This window comes from uncultured Chloroflexus sp. (assembly GCF_937951745.1).
Lineage (GTDB): Bacteria > Chloroflexota > Chloroflexia > Chloroflexales > Chloroflexaceae > Chloroflexus.
In genome coordinates this window covers 1-21,950 of the sequence record NZ_CALFBQ010000056.1, presented here as the reverse complement: position 1 = coordinate 21,950, position 21,950 = coordinate 1, and the positions used below count along the sequence as shown (strand labels likewise).

Annotated in this window: 18 protein-coding genes and 3 tRNA genes; 13 read left to right on the top strand and 8 right to left on the bottom strand. The window is 57.8% G+C overall.

Translation table 11 applies throughout. The features are described 5' to 3' along the window. The first annotated feature begins 8 nt into the window (after positions 1–8). Both era and Q1A59_RS13445 read left to right on the top strand, forming a co-directional pair. A complete protein-coding gene (era, locus tag Q1A59_RS13450) occupies positions 9–1,415 on the top strand; it encodes a GTPase Era (protein ID WP_299645117.1) in 1,407 nt (468 codons plus the stop codon). A 229-nt stretch (positions 1,416–1,644) separates the two neighbouring features. Beyond that, a complete protein-coding gene (locus tag Q1A59_RS13445; RefSeq protein WP_298402058.1) occupies positions 1,645–3,093 on the top strand; it encodes a serine/threonine-protein kinase in 1,449 nt (482 codons plus the stop codon). Between the two features lie 45 nt (positions 3,094–3,138). Here Q1A59_RS13445 and acs read toward each other — a convergent pair whose 3' ends face one another. The 4 genes from acs to Q1A59_RS13425 form a co-directional block, all read right to left on the bottom strand. Beyond that, entirely contained in the window at positions 3,139–5,073 is a 1,935-nt protein-coding gene (acs, locus tag Q1A59_RS13440) for an acetate--CoA ligase (protein ID WP_298402056.1), read from the bottom strand. A gap of 218 nt (positions 5,074–5,291) precedes the next feature. Continuing rightward, a complete protein-coding gene (prpE, locus tag Q1A59_RS13435; RefSeq protein ID WP_298482534.1) occupies positions 5,292–7,190 on the bottom strand; it encodes a propionate--CoA ligase in 1,899 nt (632 codons plus the stop codon). Positions 7,191–7,316: 126 nt separating this feature from the next. Then, positions 7,317–8,138, bottom strand: a complete 822-nt coding sequence (locus Q1A59_RS13430; protein WP_298402052.1) for a universal stress protein — start codon at positions 8,136–8,138, stop codon at positions 7,317–7,319. An 8-nt stretch (positions 8,139–8,146) separates the two neighbouring features. Then, the gene (locus tag Q1A59_RS13425) at positions 8,147–9,307 is read right to left on the bottom strand and encodes a hypothetical protein (RefSeq protein WP_298402049.1); all 1,161 of its coding nucleotides are present in this window, start codon (positions 9,305–9,307) and stop codon (positions 8,147–8,149) included. Positions 9,308–9,401: 94 nt separating this feature from the next. Here Q1A59_RS13425 and Q1A59_RS13420 point away from each other — a divergent pair, with 94 nt between their 5' ends. Further along, positions 9,402–9,890 (top strand): MOSC domain-containing protein, encoded by a 489-nt coding sequence (locus tag Q1A59_RS13420; protein WP_298402047.1) that lies wholly within the window; start codon positions 9,402–9,404, stop codon positions 9,888–9,890. Between the two features lie 69 nt (positions 9,891–9,959). Here Q1A59_RS13420 and Q1A59_RS13415 read toward each other — a convergent pair whose 3' ends face one another. After that, on the bottom strand, positions 9,960–10,832 hold the full coding sequence (locus Q1A59_RS13415; RefSeq protein ID WP_299645116.1) for a universal stress protein: 873 nt from the start codon (positions 10,830–10,832) through the stop codon (positions 9,960–9,962). Positions 10,833–10,857: 25 nt separating this feature from the next. Beyond that, positions 10,858–11,334, bottom strand: a complete 477-nt coding sequence (locus Q1A59_RS13410) for a hypothetical protein (RefSeq protein ID WP_298402042.1) — start codon at positions 11,332–11,334, stop codon at positions 10,858–10,860. 193 nt (positions 11,335–11,527) lie between these two features. Between Q1A59_RS13410 and Q1A59_RS13405 the strand changes: the two genes are divergently transcribed. The 7 genes from Q1A59_RS13405 (at position 11,528) to Q1A59_RS13375 (ending at position 19,358) form a co-directional block, all read left to right on the top strand. Next, positions 11,528–12,781, top strand: coding sequence for a glucose-1-phosphate adenylyltransferase (locus tag Q1A59_RS13405; RefSeq protein ID WP_298482536.1), 1,254 nt, complete (start codon positions 11,528–11,530; stop codon positions 12,779–12,781). Between the two features lie 35 nt (positions 12,782–12,816). Beyond that, the gene (locus Q1A59_RS13400; protein WP_299645115.1) at positions 12,817–14,058 is read left to right on the top strand and encodes a glucose-1-phosphate adenylyltransferase family protein; all 1,242 of its coding nucleotides are present in this window, start codon (positions 12,817–12,819) and stop codon (positions 14,056–14,058) included. A gap of 147 nt (positions 14,059–14,205) precedes the next feature. Further along, a complete protein-coding gene (locus Q1A59_RS13395; protein WP_298402036.1) occupies positions 14,206–15,393 on the top strand; it encodes a class I SAM-dependent rRNA methyltransferase in 1,188 nt (395 codons plus the stop codon). A 41-nt stretch (positions 15,394–15,434) separates the two neighbouring features. Then, on the top strand, positions 15,435–16,643 hold the full coding sequence (locus Q1A59_RS13390; protein WP_298402034.1) for a glycosyltransferase family 4 protein: 1,209 nt from the start codon (positions 15,435–15,437) through the stop codon (positions 16,641–16,643). Between the two features lie 41 nt (positions 16,644–16,684). After that, positions 16,685–17,779 carry a chorismate synthase gene (gene aroC, locus Q1A59_RS13385; protein WP_298402032.1) on the top strand — a complete coding sequence of 365 codons (1,095 nt, stop codon included), beginning with the start codon at positions 16,685–16,687 and terminating at the stop codon, positions 17,777–17,779. Next, positions 17,772–18,374 carry a hypothetical protein gene (locus Q1A59_RS13380; protein ID WP_298402030.1) on the top strand — a complete coding sequence of 201 codons (603 nt, stop codon included), beginning with the start codon at positions 17,772–17,774 and terminating at the stop codon, positions 18,372–18,374. The genes aroC and Q1A59_RS13380 overlap by 8 nt, the downstream gene beginning before the upstream one ends. A 15-nt stretch (positions 18,375–18,389) precedes the next feature. Continuing rightward, complete coding sequence (locus Q1A59_RS13375) at positions 18,390–19,358, top strand: prephenate dehydrogenase/arogenate dehydrogenase family protein (protein WP_298402028.1); 969 nt, start codon at positions 18,390–18,392, stop codon at positions 19,356–19,358. A gap of 200 nt (positions 19,359–19,558) precedes the next feature. Here the strand turns inward: Q1A59_RS13375 and Q1A59_RS13370 are convergent, their stop codons facing one another. Together Q1A59_RS13370 and Q1A59_RS13365 are read right to left on the bottom strand one after the other, a co-directional pair. Continuing rightward, positions 19,559–19,822, bottom strand: coding sequence for a hypothetical protein (locus tag Q1A59_RS13370; protein ID WP_298402026.1), 264 nt, complete (start codon positions 19,820–19,822; stop codon positions 19,559–19,561). After that, the gene (locus tag Q1A59_RS13365) at positions 19,819–21,369 is read right to left on the bottom strand and encodes a hypothetical protein (protein WP_299645114.1); all 1,551 of its coding nucleotides are present in this window, start codon (positions 21,367–21,369) and stop codon (positions 19,819–19,821) included. The genes Q1A59_RS13370 and Q1A59_RS13365 overlap by 4 nt, the downstream gene beginning before the upstream one ends. A 295-nt stretch (positions 21,370–21,664) precedes the next feature. On the opposite strand from Q1A59_RS13365, the gene Q1A59_RS13360 reads away from it, so the two are divergent. The 3 genes from Q1A59_RS13360 to Q1A59_RS13350 all read left to right on the top strand — a co-directional run bounded on the left by Q1A59_RS13360 (position 21,665) and on the right by Q1A59_RS13350 (position 21,928). Further along, positions 21,665–21,754, top strand: a tRNA-Leu gene (locus tag Q1A59_RS13360). Positions 21,755–21,761: 7 nt separating this feature from the next. Beyond that, positions 21,762–21,836, top strand: a tRNA-Val gene (locus Q1A59_RS13355). A 16-nt stretch (positions 21,837–21,852) separates the two neighbouring features. Then, a tRNA-Phe gene (locus Q1A59_RS13350) sits at positions 21,853–21,928 on the top strand. The last annotated feature ends 22 nt before the right edge of the window (positions 21,929–21,950 follow it).

Genomic DNA, 21,950 nt, shown 5'->3' with positions numbered 1-21,950 from the left:
ATAAGGCAATGAAGTATTGTTCGCTTGATCACGATGCCGGTACGCTGTACTTCTACTTTACTGACCTAGAAGAGGGTCAGGCGACGGCAGTAATGGAATACCCTGCCCATCTCTTGCTCGATGCGCAAGGGGCGATTGTTGGCTGCCGGATTGATCTCGATGATGAGGTGGTTCTCAGTCAGCTCGATCTAGTGCTTGAAGGGCCGTACAATTGGCTTGATGGTCAGTATGGTTATCTGTACGTCCGTATTACCGATGAAGAGCCGGTGGAGGTGGTGAAGCTTGATGATTCGGCTGTACTTGATCTTGATGACGATGATCTGGTGCTAGGGATTGAGCTGATGTTACCAGAAGAGTGGCGCACGCCGGAACGATTGGTGCGTTTGGCGCCACTGCTAGTTCCCTTCGATGATGAGCCGCTCGCTGGTGAGGGGCCGGTCGTGTTTGGCCCAACGTTTGCTGCGGCTGAGGTAACGGCAGAGCCAGAGCCGCCAATGGCGGAGGCAACCATCCCGCTCGATCAGTGGCGCTCAGGTTTTGTCGCACTAGTCGGGAAGCCAAATGTTGGCAAGAGTACGTTGCTCAATGCGTTGTTGGGCGAAAAGGTGGCGATTGTCTCACCCAGACCGCAAACGACGCGCGTGCCAGTACGCGGCATTCTCTCGCGACCGGGCGAGCAGATCATCTTCATCGATACTCCCGGTATTCACGAACCTAATCACCGGCTGGGCAAGTTGATGGTCGAATTGGCTGAACGCACGTTACCCAATGCCGATGTTATCTGCTTTATGGTCGATATTAGTCAGCCGCCAAGTCGACTCGATCGGATGATCGCGCAACAGGTGCAGCGTGCGCGTGGTCACAAGCTGCTGGTGCTGAATAAAGTCGACCAGAAACCACGCCAGCCCGGTGCCGATTACCTCCCTGCCTACCGCGCGTTGGGTGAATGGGAGATGGAAATTGCCATCTCGGCCCGACGGCAACTCGGTTTGGCTGCTTTGCTCGGCGAGATTAGCGCACGTTTGCCGGTAGGCCCGCCACTCTATCCGCTTGACCAGATTACCGACCAGAGCGAGCAACAATTGGCTGCCGAATTCGTGCGCGAAAAGGCACTCTATTATCTGCAACAAGAGGTGCCGCACGCCATCGCGGTTGAAGTGGAAGAGTGGATTGAAAAAGAGACAGCAACCTACATCCGTATGACAATTAATGTCGAGAAAGAGAGCCAAAAGGGGATCCTGATCGGCGCCGGTGGTAGTATGCTGAAAAAGATCGGGAGTGCCGCGCGGCTTTCGATTGAGCGTATGCTGGGCCGTCCGGTTTTCCTCGATCTGTGGGTGAAGGTGCGTCCTCATTGGCGCGATGATCCGTCGGCGTTAGGGTGGTTGGGCTACCGAGCGAAGAATTTTCTCTGATGATTTCAACCCATCCATCGCACTGCAAATGAGTGCGTGAGACAGGATGTTAGGGTTGCAGGCTCCACAAATGTCTTGGCATGCCCTACATCTCCTGCACTAGCCGCAATTGTGCAACTTTGCCGCCGATACGTGCGTATCATCACGTAGACTGACCTACGACGCTATTGCAAGGTTTGCCGTTACGATGGCTCCCAACCGCTCGCCACATACAACAACACGGAGTACTATGGCTGAGGTGACTGAAATCCTCTGCCCCATTTGCCATAAGCCGAACCTGCGGCGAGCACGGTTCTGCCAGCATTGTGGTCACGACGTTATTCTCAATAACGATCAGCCCACTGACCATCGCCGCTATGTTATTACCCGGATTATTAAACGCGGCGGGCAGGGTGCGGTCTACGAGGGTATTGATCAAGACGGCAATATCTACGCCATCAAAGAAATGCTCGACCGGTTCGCCGATCCGAAAGAGCGGGCCGAAGCGGTTGAGCGGTTTAACGCCGAAGCGGAATTGCTCCAGCAGCTTCGCCACCCGCGCATTCCTCGCGTCTACAGCCATTTTACCGACGAGGGTCGCCATTATCTAACCATGGACTTTATTCGCGGCGAGGATCTCGAGCAGATCATTGAACGCGAGGGTCGGATCGACGAGCAGCGGGTGTTGCGCTGGGCCGACGAAATCTGTGATGTGCTGAGCTACCTGCACGGCAAGGGGCTGATTTACCGCGATATGAAGCCCTCGAACGTGATGATCGAGCCGAGTGGCGATGTCAAGCTGATTGATTTTGGTATTGCCAAAGTCTTCAAGCCCACTGAACGTGGTACGCAGATCGGCACGCCGGGGTATGCACCGCCCGAGCAGTATCAAGGGTTGGCAACGCCACAGTCAGATATCTATGCGCTAGCAGCAACGCTGCATCACCTGCTGACCGGACGCGATCCAACCCAAGAGATGCCTTTCTCGTTTCCGCCAGCGCGTGCGCTGGTGCCGGAAATCTCTGAGCGCACCAGTGCTGCGCTCGAAAAGGCGTTGCAGAAGGTTGCCAAAGATCGCTTTGCGACGATGGATGAGTTTCGCGCGGCGCTGATCCCGCGTAGGCAATCGCAACCGGCTCAAGTGCGGGTTGCGCCAGCGTCGCAGCCAGTACCGGTGCCGGCGCGACCGGCTAGCTCTGCACCAGTCGCATCGGTTCCTGTTCACCTACCGCCGCCGATGCCGGTTCCACCGCCGTCGACGCCGATGGCGGCGTCGTTACCATCCCAGCCGGCGCACCGTCTGCTCGGTCAAATGATGGTGGTAATCGTGTTGCTGGGGTTGATTGCCATGACCGTATTCAGTGGGTACGTGCTGGTAACGCGGCCCACGTGGGCCGAGCCATTCCTTGCGCCGATCGTTGGTGGCCGTAGCCAGCCTGCCCCCCTCACCGGTCAACTGCAAACGATCGAGTACGAGCTTGAAGTGACCGTTGCTGAAGGCACTGATGAGCAGGGTGTGCTTACCGCCTTTCGCGAAGCGTATCGCGCGCGGGTGCAACGCGAGTACGGTACGCATGCACAGATCAATCCTAGCATTCCGATCAGCTACGTCGGTCAGCCGAGGCAGATTAGGCAAAGCAATGGTCAGGTAACGTACCAAGCGCGACTGACAGGCCGGGTATGGGTGGCAGGGCCATAGAGGCAGAGAGGGGCGACGCATTCATCGCCCCTCTGGTATTTCGTATTACTCTTCCAACGTAGACACATCGCCTTCGGGCAGCCCCAACGCGCGGGCGCGTAGCACACGACGCATAATCTTGCCCGACCGCGTCTTGGGCAGTGAGGTGACAAACGTAATCGAGTCGGGGCGGGCAATCGGGCCAAGCTCGTGGCCGACGTGAGCGCGCAGCTTCTCTTCCAGATCGTGGCTCGGCTCGAAGCCGGTGCGTAGGATAACGAAGGCGTGGATCGCGTTACCCTTCACTTCGTGCGGTAAGCCTATCGCGGCAGCTTCGGCCACTGCCGGGTGGCTGACCAATGCACTCTCAACTTCGGCGGTGCCAAGGCGGTAGCCCGACACCTTGATCACGTCATCGAGCCGTCCGATGACCCAGATGTAGCCATCTTTGTCTTTGCGTGCGCTGTCGCCGGCAGCATAGTACGGCGGTACCTTCTGCCAGTACCCCTCAACGTAACGTTGCGGATCGTAGAGGATTGTGCGCATCATCCCCGGCCATGGTGTCTTGATCACCAGCAAACCGTCTTCATCCGGCGCGCAAGGGGTGCCATCTTCATGCACCACATCAACCTCGATACCGAGGAACGGACGGGTAGCCGAACCGGGTTTGAGCGGTACCGCCGGGGTCGGCGTAATCATAAAGTGGCCGGTCTCGGTCTGCCACCACGTATCCATGATTGGGCAGCGGTTATGGCCGATCTTCTCGTAGAACCATTTCCACGCTTCGGGATTAATCGGTTCGCCAACCGAACCGAGCAGGCGCAACGTGCTGAGATCGTGACGCGAGGGCCAGAGGTCGCCAAAGCGCATCAGACCGCGGATTGCGGTCGGCGCGGTGTAGAGAATCGTAATCCCGTGCTTGGCGACCATACTCCACCAGCGATCGGGGTAGGGATAATTGGGAGCGCCCTCGTACATAAACGAAGTAGCGCCATTGATCAACGGTGCGTAGACGATAAACGAGTGGCCGGTAATCCAGCCGGGGTCAGCGGCGCACCAGTAGCGATCTTCATCTTTGATGTCGAAGACAAACTTGAGTGTGGTATAGGTACCGACCATATAGCCGCCGTGGGTATGCACCACACCCTTGGGCTTGCCGGTGGTACCGGAGGTGTAGAGGATAAACAGCATATCCTCGGCGTCCATCTGCTCGGTGGGGCAGTAACCATTCGCGATCGGCAGACCAAGCAGATCGTGCATCCAGAAGTCGCGGCCCTGCTCCATCGGTACGCCATGGTTGGTGTGGCGGAAGACGAGACAGGTTTGCACGGTGGGAGTACGGGCCAGCGCCTCGTTGACAATCTTCTTCAGCTCGACCACCTTGCCGCGCATATAGCCGCCGTCGGCGGTGATCAACACCTTGCTCTTAGCGTCGGCCAAGCGATCGGCAAGGGCCGCTTCCGAAAAGCCGCCGTAGACCACGCTATGAGCCGCGCCGATCTTGGCGCAGGCCAACATACTAAACATCAGCTCAGGGATGCGGGGCATGTAAATGGTGACAATATCGCCCTTCTTCACCCCCATGCTCTTCAGCACGTTGGCAATCCGCGACACTTCATAATTGAGCTGGTAGTAAGAATAGGTACGCTGGCTACCATCCTCTCCTTCCCAAATCAGGGCCAGCTTGTTCTTGCGCCATGTCTTGAGGTGGCGGTCGATCGCGTTATGAACGATATTGGTCTTGCCGCCGACAAACCACTTGTAGAAAGGCTTATTGCTGTCGTCGATTACCTTCTCCCACGGCTGGTACCACTCCAATTCACTCGCCATATCAGCCCAGAATTCCTCGCGGTGGGAGATCGTCCACTGGTAGAGTTCATCGTAGGAACTTAAGCCTTTCTTACGGGCGTAGGCCATCACGTTCGATTGCTCAACCAGCGCCGGATCGGGATAGTACATCTCGCTGGTGTCGGGCAGCGCCACATCGCGGGTCTCGGTCATGAGTCGAACCTCCTTGTTGCGTGTCTGCGCGGCTATAGGTTGTCACAGCGGATACAACGATTATAGGCGTTGCCGCGCCGGTATGTCAAACCAATGCTATGTGGATATTTTCACGATAGCGAACAATTGTGAGCAGAGATTAAAGATCCGGTAAAGTTTTGCACAATCATGGCACGGGCGCGCCATGCAATGCGCTGCTAAGTGGCGCGCCATAGCGACTAGAGATCACCGCGCAGCAACTCGATCGCTTCGCGCACCATATCGACCGTGGCATCGTCTTCGATCGTGCTCAGGTCGCCAATATTATCGCCTTGATACACAGCCCGGATCACGCGGCGCATGATCTTGCCCGATCGCGTCTTGGGCAGCATACTGACGAAGTGGACGGCTTTCGGCGTCGCGATAGGGCCGATCCGCTCACGCACCAGTTGCCGGATTTCATTCGCGATATCGTCTTGCATTTGGGGCGTGATGTGTTGTTTAAGCACTGCGACAACGAGCACATCTTCACCCTTCAGCTCATCGCGCACGCCGATCACGCTCGCTTCGGCCACAGCGGGGTGTGCCGAGACCACCTCTTCGATCTCGCGTGTACCAAGGCGGTGACCACTGACATTTAGCACTTCATCGGCCCGACCCAGCATGAATAGATAGCCATCTTCATCTTGGATCGCGTAGTCGCCGGTCATATAGAGCAGCTTGTCTTTGAAATGGCTCCAATAGCCCTTCACAAACCGTTCGTCGTCGTTCCACAGCGTGAGCAGCGTGCCGGGAGGCAGCGGGCCATGCTCGACGAGAAAACCCTTCTCGCCGGGAGGCACCCGGTTACCGTCAGCGTCAACCACTTCGAGGCGATGGCCGAAGGCCGGCTTGGTCGGCGAGCCGGGCTTGATTGGCAGCAGCTCGACACCAACCGGGTTGGTCACCATCGGCCAGCCGCTCTCGGTCTGCCAGTAGTGATCGATTACCGGCACGCCGAGCGCTTGCGTTGCCCACTCGTAGGTCGGCGCATCGAGCGGTTCGCCAGCAGCGTACAGAATCTTGAGCGAGCTAATGTCGGCGTCGCGCATCCACTGCGCGGGGAACTTGCGCAGCGCGCGCAGCGCTGTCGGTGCGGTGAAGACGTGGGTGACGCCGTACTTCTCGATCACCCGCCACCAGACGCCGGGATCGGGGTGGTCGGGCCGGCCTTCGTAGACCACGGTGGGTACGCCTTTAAGCAAGGGCGCGTAGACGATGTACGAGTGGCCGACCACCCAACCGATGTCGCTCGTGCTCCAGAAGACATCGCCGTCGCCGCAGTTGTAGATAGTGCTCATGCTGGCGTAGAGCGCCACCATATAGCCGCCAGTATCACGCACCACTCCCTTGGGCTTGCCGGTGGTGCCGGAGGTGTAAAGGATGTACGAAGGATCGGTGCTGGCCATGCGGGCCGGCTCGATGTACCGCTCGCCGCGTTTGGCGAGCTGCTCGTACCAATCGAGATCACGCCCCTTCTTCAATTCGACCGGGATGATCCCGCGGTTGAGCACGAGCACATCGCGCACGCTATCGGTATTGGCTTCGTCGAGCGCCTTGTCAACTACCTCTTTTAGGGGCACCGGCTGGCCCTTGCGCATGCCAGCATCGGCGGTGACGATCAACACCGGTTCGGCGTCATCGATCCGTGAGGCAAGCGACGTGACCGAGAAACCGCCGAAGACCACCGAGTGGATGGCGCCAATGCGCACACAAGCAAGCATCGCAAAGATCGCTTCGGGCACCATCGGCATGTAGATGATCACCCGATCGCCTTTGCGCACGCCGAGGTTGTGGAACAGACCGGCCAAGCGGTTTACTTCACGGTATAGCTCAAAGTATGTGAGCGTGCGCGATTGCCCGGTCTCGGCGCTTTCCCAGATGATAGCGGCCTGCCCGCGTTTGCCGCCGAGGGCATGGCGATCAACGGCGTTGTAGCAGAGGTTCGTCTCACCACCAACAAACCAGCGTGTGAATGGGGCATTGCTGTTGTCGAGCACTTTATCCCATGGCTTAAACCAGTGCAATTCAGCGGCGAATTCAGCCCAGTATCCTTCGGGGTCTTCGATCGATCGGCGATAGATGGCTTCGTAGCCCACAGCGATCCTCCTCTGCGAGTGTACGCATCCTATGCAAGGGAGACAAATGATTGACTTATTATACCATTGTTACATGAGAGATGAAATTGATTATAAAGGTATTCGTTGCAAATACTGAGAGAGAAACTACAACGATTGTTGCCGCTGGATAACTAACACCGGAATTGGACTACGATCAAGCAAGTCGCGGGTAACATCTTGCAGTGATAAGCGTTGAAGTGCGCGTAGCCAGCTTTCTGTCGGTGTTTGGTCATCGAACGTGACCTGATGGCTGCCGATGACCAATACGTCGTGGTATTTGCATTCGGCTAATACGGTGTCTTCGACCAGACCGCGTGCCACTTGCAAGCGAGTTCTTACCCCTAGATCGTTAAAAGTTGCCGCCAATTGCTGTAACACACTTGCAATTGATTCATCAAGGGGCGATTGCTGGGTGAAGCTGTCGAAGTAGACGGGTTCTTGGGAGGCGACGTGCAGGATGGTCACCTCAGCTTGGCAAGCGCGGGCAAGTTGGCTGACTAGCGGTACACAACCGAGCGATTGCTTGCCACCGGCGCTGGCGATCACGATCCGACGGATGGGACTTATTCGACCTTGCACACGTAGAAACGGGATTGGCAGTGAACCCAGCATAGTGAACTCGAGTTGCCGTCTTGGCCAGTTCATTGGTGTTGCGCGTGCGGTAAAGGCCGGCACGATGACAAGATCAGGTTGTTCAGCTTGGACGGCAGTGAGGATCGCAGCAGCAAAGGAGTGCTCTTGACTCCAGCGGCGGATATGAATTGCTGGGCTGGGCTGGAAGTGGCCGATCGCATCATCAAGCATTGCTGCCTCGTCAGCCCGCGCAATAAGGGTTAATCGTTGCGCTAATGTCGTAATGAGCGGCGCTGCAAACGTGATCAGATCGGCCCGTTGTAAGCTATTGCCAACGTAGAGCGCAAGATGCATAGTTGCTGTTACCACCTTACGAAGAGTAACCAGATCGGTACAATCAGCATCAGGCCGAGGAAGCCAATCAGGCGTGGCGTAGAACTAACGATAAATTCTTGTAAGCCGAGCAATGCGTGGGCAAAGAGTCGGTAGAAGAAGAGTAAGGCCAATAGCGAGAAAAACGCGACGCAGAGCATCTCAACCAGCACAATGGTGAACGCTGCTGCACCGCCGACAATCAGGGCCGCCACCAGTGTGTCGATAAAGGTGGTGATATTCGCGCCCATAATGTAGGGCAAGGCATTCTCGCGCCGAATGATGCCGCGCACCGTGAGCGGTACCAGCATCGATAACGATACCGATACCGAGAGTGTAAAGGAAGTAATGGCAGCACCGAGCAGAAACATCGCCCATGGCCGATAGAGCAACTGGCCGGCTTTGCCGAATACCGACTGCCCGCCGGGAATGTCGGGAATAGCGCGGTCAAGCAGGCTAAATGCGCCGAGCAGTCCTAGTGCGCCTACGATCAGAAGTGTCCATTCGGGCAAGATGCTGGCCAAGATGGCAACGAGTGGATCGACGACGAGGTCGATCACCGAGCTAAGCGGGCTAGTAGCACTCGCCGAGATCACGCCGACGAGTTGCGAGCTAAGTAGCCAGTACCCCAGCGCTAGTGCCGGTAGATAGATCGCGGCGGTTGTTAATAACGCCAGTACGCCGATAGAAACGCTCGCCGCGCGGCGGTGGCCGCGCAGGTGGTAGAGAAAGCCGACAAAGAGCACAATGAACGAAGCCCCTAGCCGCGAACCGGTAATCATCGTAAAGGTTTGTAAGCCGTCGATTGTGCCTGAGGCAAAAAACGCTACCGCGACGGCGGCAACCGGTGAACCGCTTAGAAAGATATAGGCCAGCAGCCAGCCAAAGCCGAGGGCATTAGCTGTTGACGAAATATCAAGCCACGCGATCAATATCCTCCCGTAGCCAGCAGCGCCGCGTTTGAGCAATTCGAGCGCCAGCACGAAGGCGAGGAGGCCAGTAAGCGCATATCCTACGCGGTATATCATCATGCGCCAACGGGTATGATGGGGGGCAGACAGCGCTGGTTCGAGTAATTCAGGTTGTCCGATAACTTTTGTTTCGCGAACGGTAGGAGCGGCTGTTTGGGTTGGTTTCTTGAAAGGTTCCATGGCATTTCCTTAGCCGACAAACCGTTGGCGCAGAATAGGGTTGTAATCTTGATATAATAGCCGATAGCAACTGGCTTGAGAAGAGGTAAATGCCATGAAATCAGAGGGCAATCAGGGGAAAGTAGCATCCATTAATGTCAACCCCACCGGTGGTGTACCGAAGTATTCGGTGCCTGCTGCCGAGATCACAATCGATGGTGTGCGCGGCGATTACCAACGCGACCGTGAACATCACGGCGGGCCGCGCCGCGCCGTCTCGCTCTATTCCGTCGAGCGGATTGCAGCGTTGCAAGCGGAAGGCCACCCCATTGCGCCGGGTACAACCGGTGAGAATCTGACCATTATCGGTCTTGATTGGGATCAACTGGCAATCGGCGACCGCTTGCTAATCGGTTCATGGGTTGAACTCGAACTTACCGACTACACCACCCCCTGCAACACGATCGCCGGTTCGTTTCAACGCGGTTGGTTTAGTCGGATCAGTCAGCGTCTCTTTCCCGGCTGGAGCCGGCTCTATGCGCGGGTGATCAGCGAAGGCGAGGTGCGTGTGGGTGATCCGGTGATTCACCTGCGGGCCGAATGATATGGGAAGAACAGAGGGGCATCCTGCTGTATGCCCCTTTGGACACTCCAGACACGTTGCGGTAGGTGCCTACGGACGCACGGCCAAAACCGGGATCGGGCTGGCGCGGATAACCTTATCGGCGGTGCTGCCGACCATGATTCGTTGCCAACCACCTTGCCCGCGGGTCGCCAACGCAATCGCATCGACCTGCAACTCACGGCTAAGCGTGAGCAACGCGCGCGCCGGTTGTTCGGCAGCGCCAACCGCAATATCGGCGGGCACGCCTTGGGTTTCGAGCCGGCTGGCGATCTCTTGCAGATACGCCTCAATCTGCCGTTTCTGCTCAGCATCGTTCGCTTCATCACTTCGCCGGCGACGTGTCATCACCCGCGCGAAGATCAGCCGCGCACCATCGAGCGATGCTAACGCTTGGGCATGCGGCAACACCTGTTCAGATAGCGTAGAACCATCAAGCGGCACGAGGATGCGGCGCAGTGGTTGGGCTGCCCGTTGCGCCGGTTCACCCGGTCGCATCAACCAAAGCGGCGTATGCGTCAGCCGTAGGAGTGATTCAGCGACGCTTCCTAACCAAAAATGTTCGAACCCGCTCCAACCATGGGTCGTCATCACGATCAGGTTAGCTTGAATCGCTTGGGCGTGTGCGGCTAAGGTCTCGGCGATCTCGCCTTCGAGCAGGGTCGTTACCGTGTGAACGCCCTGCATCACCGGCGCGGCAGCAATCTGTTCGAGGTAAAACTGCTCGTGCTGGGTCGCAAGTGATTGCAATTCGGCATCAATGATCGGCAACGTCTCGATCACGATTGGCGTCAGTGAATTGGGGTAATGGACATGCACCAGATGCACCGTTGCATTCGCCGCACGCGCTAGCCGGGCAGCGGCAGCCAAGGCTTCCTCGCCAACCGGCGAGCCGTCAAGTGGAACGAGAATAGTACGAAACATGGCGCGCCTCCTTATGCCGGTCATACTAGCGAAAATCGATCCGGATCAATCGCCATTGGTCATTCTCTTTTTGCAACCGCGCTGAAAATGCTTGGCTCGAACCATCAGCGTAGTTCAACTGGCCGGCAATCTCGGCGGTTGTGCCTTCTAAATCACTCTTGATATTGAAACTGTTGAGAGAGACGCTGCTGACCTCACGGAATAGTTGGCGATTGGCAAACAGCCGTTCCAGATCATTGCGTGAAACGACGCTCTGCGCTGAATCGGCGAAGAGGGCGAGCGCAGTATCGGGATCGTTGCGCCTTCCGGTATTCATAAACTGCTTGATCACTTGCTCAATCGCCTGTGTTTCACCCATCACCCCGGTAAAGATGCGCCAACCGCCAAACACGAACAGGCCGCAGCAGAGTACGATGGTGAGCACGATGATCGCAACGCCCATCAATACCCAACGTTTCCATCCGGTCGATTGCGGTTGGGTAGGGGAGGGGTAGACCGCCATGTTAGACTCCTGCATCCATGAGATAGTTAATAATTAGCTGTATGATAGCAAACCGCTGGCAGCCGTCTAGAGCATGGTCGCGAATTGTTAGGCGGTAATTCGCAACTTAAGCAATCAGCGCGCGTTGCGCGATTGTCCGCTTAGGTTTACAATCCATAGCGTAGCCGGATCTTAGCAATGTTACGGGAGGCGTATGCGTATTATAGCGATGATCATGGCAGGCGGCGAAGGTACGCGCCTCAGTGTGCTCTCAGAAAAGCGCGCGAAACCATCAGTGCCCTTCGCCGGTAAGTTTCGCATTATCGATTTTACCCTCTCGAATTGCGTCAATTCCGGCATTTTCGATGTGGCAGTATTGACGCAATACCGGCCCCATTCGCTCAATGAACATATCGGGATCGGCAAGCCGTGGGATCTTGACCGGGCGCGAGGCGGGGTACGGTTGTTGCAGCCGTATCAAGGCCGGCGCGATGAGTCGTGGTACCGGGGCACGGCTGATGCGATCTATCAAAATCTGAATTACATCCAAGAACGCCGCGCCGATCTGGTGCTGATCCTGTCCGGTGATCATATCTACAAGATGAACTACAACGACATCATCGACACCCATTTGCGCAAGCGTGCTGATCTGACGGTGGCGGTGATGGAGGTGCCGATTGAAGAGACCGATCGGTTTGGGATTATGACTACCGATGAAAACGATCGGGTGATCGAGTTCACCGAGAAGCCTAAGGCGCGTGATAAGGGCAATCTTGCTTCGATGGGGATCTACGTCTTCAACGCCGATATCTTGATCCGGCGGCTGTCGGAAGGCGGCCCTGAGAAGCCGCGCATCGATTTTGGCAAAGATGTCATCCCGGCGATGGTGGCTGAGGATCGGGTCTTTGCTCACCGCTTTAAGGGCTATTGGGTTGATGTCGGCACCATCCAATCGTACTGGGAAACGAGCATGCAACTGCTCGATCCCTCGCTTGAGTTTGATCTGTTTGACCCGAATTGGCTGATCCGCACGCGCAGCGAAGAGCGCCCGCCAGCCAAGATCGGGCCGCAGGCGCGGGTTACGCAGTCGATCATCTGTAACGGCTGCACTATTCGCGGCACGGTCGTGCATTCGGTGCTGTCGCCGGGGGTGTATGTCTCACCGGGGGCAATTGTCCGCGATAGCGTGGTGATGAACGATACGTGGATCGGCCCCGGCGCGGTGCTTGATCGGGTGATTGTTGATAAGAAAGTAGTGGTCGGCGCCGGCGCTCGCCTCGGTTTTGGCGATGATCTGACGGTGCCGAACCGCAAGCAGCCCGATAAGATTAACACGGGGATTACAGTGGTCGGCAAAGCGGCCCACATTCCGGCCGGCATAACAATCGGACGCAATGTGGTGATCAATGCCGATCGCGACGCCGAGGATTTTCCAGCCGGTGATGTGCCTTCTGGCGAAACGATCTGAATGGGCGCAGCAACGCTGTGCTGAATGGAGTTGTTATGCTGCGAACGTTGGTCATGATATTAGCCGGTGGCGACTCACCGGCGCTGAGCGTGCTGACCGCGGAACGCACCGAGGCGGCGGTGCCGTTTGGCGGTAAGTATCGGATTATCGATTTTGCGCTCTCGAACTGCGTGAATTCTGGTCTCTACAATGTGGCGGTGCTTACCCAGTACCGCCCGCGCTCGCTGCACGCCCATCTCGGTGTTGGCCGCCCGTGGGATCTCGACCGCGCGCAGGGCGGTTTGCGTTTGCTCCATCCTTCGCCGACTCCCGACGGCGGCGGTTGGCAGCGCGGCACGGCTGATGCGGTGCGCTACAATCTTGATGTGGTTGAGGATCAGCCGGCTGATGCCGTGCTATTGTTGGCCGGCGATCACATTTATAAAATGGATTATCGCCCGCTGCTCGAATGGCATGAAGAGCGCAGGGCCGATCTGACCATGGCGGTGCGCAGCGTAAGTCCGCACGATGCCCATCGCTACGGGATCGTCTCGGTCGGTAGCGATGGCCGGATCGATCGATTTGTTGAGAAGCCGCGCCGTGCCGACTCAAACCTCGCCTCAATGGGAATCTACGTTTTCCGCAAGCAATATCTGATCGACCTGCTCCGCTCGACCGATGCGGTCGATTTTGGTCGCCATCTGTTGCCTAACATTGTTACCAGCGCCCGCGCCTTTGCCTACAATTTCCAAGGCTACTGGGCCGATGTTGGCACGGTACAGGCCTATTACGAAGCCAATTTGGCCCTGTTAGCCGAAACGCCGGCACTCGATTTGTACGATCCGGAGTGGGTTATCCATACTGTCAGTTCTGACCGGCCGGGGGCCGAGATCGGTGTGCAGGCGCGGGTTGAGAATAGCTTGCTGAGCGATGGCTGCCGGGTATATGGTACCGTGATCGGGTCGGTGTTGTCGCCGGGGGTGGTGGTAGCGCCGGGAGCAGTCGTGCGCGATTCGGTGGTGCTCGGCGACGCGGTGATTGAGGCGGGTGCTGTCCTCGACCGTTGTATCGTCGATGAAGGGGTGCGGATCGGTGAGGGTGCGGTCGTTGGTGAAGGTGAGGATAATACCCCTAACGCCGAAGCGCCAGAGCGGCTCAATACCGGTTTGACCCTTGTCGGTTTGAAAGCGCATATTCCCCCTCAGACACGGATTGGGCGTAATGTGGCGATCCGCCCGCGCACGCAGCCGGCTGCGTTCCCTGCCGATGGCTGCGTGCCAAGCGGAGCGACGATTTGAGGGGCAACGTAAAGGTGCAATGGCGCAAGGTCGAGAGAGACTCATGTTGTTTCTGAGGGGCTACGCTTGTTGACAACCCGATGAAGCATAGTGGCTGATCGGAATTGCCCTGCGTCTCTCTGCGATATTCATATATGTTGGTTCATTATGCCGTCACTTGCCGACATTACCATCGATCCTGCGATTCGCGCACGGCTGCAACAAGGCCATCCGTGGGTCTACCGCAACCATCTGATCGGCACCGAACGGCTGCGTTCCGGCCAGTGGGCGCGCGCCCGTTGCGGCGGGTTGACCGTCTACGGCCTTTACGATGAACAGAGTCCGATCGGACTACGGATCTTCAGCCGGAATGGCCCGCCCGATCAGGCGTGGTTCCGCGAGCGAGTTTGGGAAGCATGGGAGTTGCGCGCACCAATCCGTGCGAGTGGACAGACAACCGCGTACCGCTGGGTCTATGGCGAGGGTGATGGGTTACCCGGCATTGTGGTTGATCGCTATGGCGATTACGCCGTGATTCAGACCTATGCCGAAAGTGTGCAGACCTTGGCACCGGCCATTGCCGCCGCCCTGCGCGCCGTCGATCCCGAATTGCGCGGCGTCGTGCAACGTCCACGTCTCCACGACGACAATGAGAGCGAAGCGCAGCCGGTGTTGTTGTGGGGTGAATGGCCGCCACGCGATTTGGTGGTGCAAGAGAATGGTCTCTTCTTTCAAGTTGATATGCTGTATGGCCAAAAGACCGGTCTTTTTCTCGATCAGCGCGACAACCGGCGCACCGTCGAGGGTTTCGTAGCCGGCGCGAGCGTGCTCAACTGTTTTGCCTACACTGGCGGGTTTTCGCTCTATGCGCTGCGGGGTGATGCGGCTGAGGTGGTGAGTTGCGATGTCGGACGCGGACTGGCTGAAGCAACGGCTGCCAATCTCGCCCTGAATCGGTTGCCGGCGGAACGCCACCGGTTCGAGACGGAAGATTGTTTTGCCTTGCTCGATCGGTACGCCAAAGACGGGCGCACCTTTGACGTGGTGATTCTCGATCCGCCGAGTTTTGCTCGCGCGCGAGCTAGCCAGCACGCCGCGTTGCGGGCCTACGTGCGCCTCAATGCGCTCGGGATCCGCTGCGTAACGCCCGGTGGTATGCTGGTGAGCGCCAGTTGCACTGCCCAGATCGGCCCTGAACACTTCCGGGCCTTGCTCGGCGACGCGGCAGCGCAAGCGCATCGCCGTCTGCAAATTATTCACGAGGCCGGCCAGCCGCTTGACCATCCGGTGCCGGCTGGTTTCCCTGAAGGACGCTACTTGAAATTCATTGTTGCGCGCGTACAGTCGTTAGTGTAAGGCGATGTCGGTTGCGCCTTGACTATGCTATAATTTTGACTATGCAGGTACTTCAGATTTCGTGGGAATACCCTCCTCATATAGTAGGCGGTCTGGGCCGGCACGTCGCCGATCTCGCGCCGGCGCTCACCGATCATGAAGTAACAGTTACTGTCCTTACACCGCAATTACGTGGCGGTGAGACGTTCGAGCGCCAGCACAATCTCACGATCTGCCGAGTTGCGATCCCGCCGTTCGATACCGACGATTTCCCTAGTTTTGTCCGTCATGCTGGTCGTCACCTTGAACACGCCGCGCATGCACTCTTTCCCGGTGGCAGGCCCGAACTCATTCACGTCCACGATTGGTTAACCGCTGAAGTAGGGATTGCGCTCAAACACCATTGGCGAGTGCCGTTAATTGCAACCATTCACGCGACCGAGCGAGGGCGTGGCCGGGGTGATATCAATGGCCATCGATCACAGCAGATTAACGATCTCGAGTGGCGGCTCACGTATGAGGCGTGGCGGGTGATTGTCTGTTCGCACTTTATGGCTCACCAAATCCGCGATTACTTCGCAACCCCCCCTGATAAGATCGATGTCATCTCGAATGGCGTCCATATCCCGCCGCAACCCTTCGCCACGCCGGCTGACTGGGTGTCGTTTCGGCGCCGCTTTGCCGCCGACAATGAGTCGTTAGTGATTTTTGTTGGTCGGTTAGTATACGAAAAGGGCGTGCATGTGTTGCTAGAGGCTTGGCCGCGCGTGCTTGCTGAAGTACCGGCTCGGCTAGTCATTGCTGGCGCCGGTAGTTTGCTCGACGATCTGAAGCAGCGCGCTACTGAGTTGGGAGTTCCGGTCGAATTTCTCGGTTTTATCAGTGATGAAGACCGTAATCGGCTATACGCGGTCGGTGATGTTGCCGTCTTCCCTTCGCTGTATGAGCCGTTTGGGATTGTGGCACTAGAGGCGTTTGCTGCCGGCTGCCCGGTAATCGTTTCTGACGCTGGCGGGTTGGCCGAGGTCGTGCAACACGAGCTGAATGGGTTGGTGGTTCCGGCCGGCGATGCGGGGGCGCTTGCCAATGCGCTGTTGGCCAGCCTGCACGCCCCCGCCGAGTCACGCCTGCGCGCGGCGCGGGGGGCGGCGCTGGCCCGCGCGTACTATACGTGGAATCGGATTGCCGGCGAGGTCAAAGCAGTGTACGATCGCGTATGGACGGAGTGGAAAGCTGGCGCGTGGGGCAAAGAGATCATGCGCCGGGCATAAGTGACGCAAAGGCGTTGCGGTGTTATTGGCGGAGTATACAGATGCCCGGAAATAGTTTTGGTCACGTTTTTCGCCTAACGACATGGGGCGAGTCGCACGGCCCGGCTGTTGGTTGCACTGTTGATGGCTGTCCGGCCGGTTTGCCGCTCGATGTGGCCGATATTCAACGCGAACTCGACCGTCGTCGTGTCGGCCAGAGTCGGGTTAGCTCGCAGCGGCGGGAAGCCGATGAAGTGCAGATTCTCTCTGGCGTGTTCGAGGGCCGCACGACCGGTACGCCGATTACGATGGTGGTTTATAACACCGACGCGAAGTCGCACCATTACGAGAATATCAAAGATAGCTACCGGCCCGGTCACGCCGATTATACGTGGGACGTGAAGTACGGCTTTCGTGATTGGCGCGGCGGTGGTCGTTCGTCAGCGCGCGAGACAATCGGGCGCGTGGCCGGCGGTGCAATTGCACGCAAGCTGTTGGCAACGGTAGGGGTGAAGATTGTGGGCTATACCCTGCAACTGGCCGATCTGCGCGCCGAGGTCTTTGACGAAGAGGAGATCGAGCGCAATATGATGCGCTGTCCCGATGCGCGGGTTGCAGCGTTGATGGTCGAGCGGGTCGATCAGGCGCGGCGCGAACTCGACTCGCTGGGTGGGATTGTCGAAGTGCGGGCGCGTGGTGTACCTCCCGGCCTCGGCGAGCCGGTCTTTGATAAGTTGCAAGCCGATATTGGCAAGGCGATGTTCTCGATCCCTGCGATCAAGGGGGTTGAAATCGGTGAAGGGTTTGGCGTAGCGATGCTGCGCGGCTCGCAAAATAACGATCCGTTTATTCGTCGTGACGATGGCACAATCGGCACGGCTTCCAACCATCACGGCGGTATCCTCGGCGGTATTTCCACTGGTGAAGAGATTGTCGTGCGACTGGCCGCCAAACCGCCGGCCAGCATTGCTCGCCCGCAACAGACGGTGGATCGCGACGGTAATCCGGTGACAATCGAGGTGCATGGCCGTCATGACCCGACCGTGTTGCCGCGGTTGGTGCCGGTGGCCGAAGCAATGCTGGCGCTGGTGCTGGCCGATCATCTGTTGCGTCAGCGCCTTGCCCGCGTAGCGTGGTCAGAGCAGAGCGATGGCTGAACACGAGCCGGTTGAGTCGCCAACGCGCTGGTTGCCGGCGCTCGGTCTGCTGGCGGGGTTGAGTTGGGCGCTCGTGATTGGGATGGTCATCAGCGCTGAATTGGCGCGCGGGCCAAACCTGCTGTCGCCGATCCATCTCATCTTTCATGGTCTGGCCCTCATCACCGGCATCCTGACCTTCTGGCCGTTGGAAAAGTGGCTAGGTCTAGCTGGTCTCACGGTGGAAGGGACGCTGGGAGTATGGTTATTGCTCACCGCCATCGCGATTATACCGGCCCCAACCGGCACCCTGCTTGACCCGCCGGATACGCCGGTCTATGCGCTGATCCTGTTTGCTGTGTTTCTCAGCGCAGCCGCGATCGCGCGCCCGGTGATTGCTGTGCTGAGCCGGCGCTGGCTGGCGCTCAAGGCATGGGCGCGCGACAACCGGCGGGTGCGGCGCGAGTCGTATGAAGCCGGCATCTTTGTCACCGCGGCGCTGGCCTTAGCTGCGCTCCGTGCGCTCGACCCGATCAAACTGATTGCGTTGGCGGTGATTGTCGTGTTGGTTGAGATTATCTTCTTGTCGTTGATCGGCGTAGAACCGGCGGGGTAGGAGAAGAGGAAACCCATGATCCGCATTGCTATCATTGGTCTCGGCTTGATCGGCGCCTCGCTCGGCATGGCGTTGCGCAACGCTGATCCCAAAGAATCGCCGCTTGGCCCGCTTGAGGTGATTGGATTTGATCGCGAGCCGCGCGTGATTCGCGAGGCGAGGGGGCGGTTGGCAATTGACCGTGAAGCGCGCACGCTAGCTGAAGCGGTGCGTGAGGCGCAGATGGTGGTAGTGGCGACTCCGGTGCGGGCAATGCAAGAGGTGTTTCGGGAATTGGCTACCTCTGTGCCTGCCGGTGCAGTTGTTACAGATGTTGCAAGTACGAAAGCGCAGGTCTACCGCTGGGCCGTCGAACTCCTCCCCCGCACGGTGAGTTTTGTCGGCGGGCACCCTATGGCCGGGCGCGAGAAGTCGGGGCCAGCCGCCGCCGATCCCGATCTCTTCCGCGAAGCGATCTACTGCCTGACAACGACCGGCGATACCGCGCCGCAGGCCGTCGAAGCGGTTGAGGCGTTGGTACGCGCGGTGGGGGCGAAACCGTACTACATCGACCCCGAAGAGCATGACGCGTATGTAGCCGGTATCTCGCATCTGCCGCTGCTGCTCTCAGTCGGCTTGGTGACAGCCACCGGCACAAGCCCGGCATGGAAAGAGATGGCCCCACTGGCTGCCACCGGTTTCCGCGATGTCTCGCGTCTCGCCTCTGGCGATCCGCAGATGCAGCGTGACATCTTGCTCACCAACCCGCACGGTCTCAGCCGCTGGATCGACGAGCTGATCCGCTTTCTCGTCACGGTGCGCGAACAGATCAACGCCGGCGATGTCGCGGCCATCGAGCAGATGCTGCAACAAGCCAAAGCCACCCGCGATGCATGGCTGGAGAGCAAGCCGCACTTGCGCCCCGGCGAAGCCGATTTTCATGCCATGCCTACGGTTGAACGGCCAAGTCTGCTCGGTTTCCGCTTACCAAAGCGGGAGAAGTGATCGAGTTAGGATGGTTGCCGCAGCCGGTATTGCTGTTGAGAAATGCTTCAAGGCTGTAGCGGCCTTCATCCGCCTTCGGCTGTGCGCAGTCAAAGGCGGATAAAGGTGTGCTCATGCTCGTTAGTGATACGTGTGGTTGGTTGCAAAACGCTACTCTTACCACTTTGTTTTTTGATCCCTTATCACCAGCTAGACGGCGATCACCGTGCCACGAACGGTATGTAGAGCAGACTATCCGGTGAACCCCAAAACCCGCCGTACAACGTATAGCCGCCACCAATGGCTACACCTGCGTCAGCTTGTCCGATGGTGCTGCCGAGCGTGTAGCCGCTGCCGGTGCTAAAAGTGGCGCCGCCGCCGTCAATCGTATACCACACAATGCTGTACCCGCTCTGTGCGGCAACGACTCCGATCACCAAACTGATCAGAAGTGCCAACAGACCAACTTGAATCCATCGCTTCATCGTTGGCCCTCCACCGTAGGATCCAGTGGCAATGGTGAAGCTAGGGTTTGGTTACTGCTCAGCGAGGGAGACAAGCTATACGCTTCCGGCGCAAGATATAAACCGCGTTCAGTAACTGGTTTGACTACTTCCGTCGCCACAGGATGCATGCGTAGATAGGGATCGTTGCGGGTAGCAGTGACCTCCCATGACACCTGTGCGCCGGCTACACCACCGGCAATGCGGAACAGATTGCCGGTAATTGGCTGAGCTACATGCAAGTTGGGCATTGCTGCGCCGATCGGAGTGAGTTGGTAAAGAAACGGCTCAGCATTGATCGCGGCAAAGTAGTCTGGGAGCGTGACGATTGCGGCGCCAGTGGCATCGAGAGTGACGATGCCATTATACACATTCTGAATAACGGGTCCTTCTTGGGCAAAGTGGTAGAGATACTTATTGGCGGGATCGAGAGGATGATCGATGACAAATGTCTTTACGCCAGTAGCCTGCAAATTGCCGATCACCCGCACGCCTTGCCCGCCCGCAAAATGGGCGGCATAGCCATTTGGACTCACCACCTCACCGCGCACGCCGTAGGTTGTGCCGCTGGTAGCGGTCGCTTGCCCAAGGACACCGGTACCGCTACTATAAGGACTCTCACCCCACACCCCAATCGAGAGGCCAAGTGTATTGGACAGCACCTTTCCATAGACGCCGATCCCGCGCCCTGATGTGCCGAAAACGCCAATTCCGCCATCTACATGTTCGCCCCATACGCCGAAGCCAGTCGCGTTGCTACTGCGATTAATGCCCCGCATACCACTTGTTGATAATACGGATGTAGGCGTAGCTTCACCGAGCACACCGGCAGCGTCTAGGCTCGACGATCGCGTTACGCCATAGACACCAATTGCCGGGCCGTTCGTCGCCCAAGCCTCACCGGTGACACCTTTGCCGTTGCTACTGGCGGTAAGGCCAAAGACTCCTACGGCGTCACCGCTACTAGCGCTTGCAAATCCGGCTACGCCGCGACCGTTTGGGCTGTCGCTGCGCCCATATATGCCATACGAAAGGCTGCTAGTAGTTGTATTGTACGCGAATATGCTGCTGTTGTCGCTGACATCGCCTACTATCTGCGCCCCCGGTCGCAAGCTAAGCGCATAGGGCACTGCGGTTAAGGGTTGCCGTGGGGTCAGGCTCGTGTATGAACCGCTGCCAGTAGGGCAGCGCACGGCGACGCCGAGCCAGCGCGCTTGTCCGATAAAGGCATTGCTGCCGAAATCTAGTGCCGGGATAGTAAACAACCCACCGGTGACGTTTACAGCATTGACTGTCACCGTTCCCAGTGCGGTGTCACCACTCGCGCTATCCCACAGCGTAAATTGAAAGTCACACACACCTTGTACTGGTGCGCCATCTTTGCTTAGGCGACCTTGATAGGTAAATGCTGTGCCAGTATTTGTTGCCAACATCGCCCCGCCGGGAATACCCGGTTGGGCTTGCGCGATAGTGACCGCCAACGCAGCAACCAGACCGATAATGACGACGTTCGACCATTGCCGTTGCATACGCTCCTCACCTCAATAGTATCCTATGCCATGAATCTCACGCTTAACCGTCTCAACGGATGCAGACCACGCTTTACCGTTGCTTGTGTGGAACGTAAGCGAAACGGCTGACTCGGCTCTATCATCCTAAGCCGGATAGATGAGGGAGAGCTAGCGTATGCCATTGCGATTAATTCGTGACAAGCGCAGAGAAAGCACCTATCATGATAATGATGCAACCCCGCCAACGCAAGGATGTTGTTAGTCCTAATTTGACAAGCGGGCCATCATTTCGTATAATAACGAGGCGTTGAGCGCCCAGGTGGCGGAATTGGCAGACGCGCTAGGTTGAGGGCCTAGTGAGCTAACCACGCTCGTAAGGGTTCAAGTCCCTTCCTGGGCACCATACGTCGGGGCGATTAGCTCAGCGGTAGAGCACCTCGCTTACACCGAGGGTGTCGGCGGTTCGAACCCGTCATCGCCCACCATTGTTAACGGTGGCGAGCCAAGATAGCTCAGTTGGTAGAGCATCGCACTGAAAATGCGAGGGTCGCCGGTTCAAGTCCGGCTCTTGGCACCACAATACGTAACACCCGCTCTGC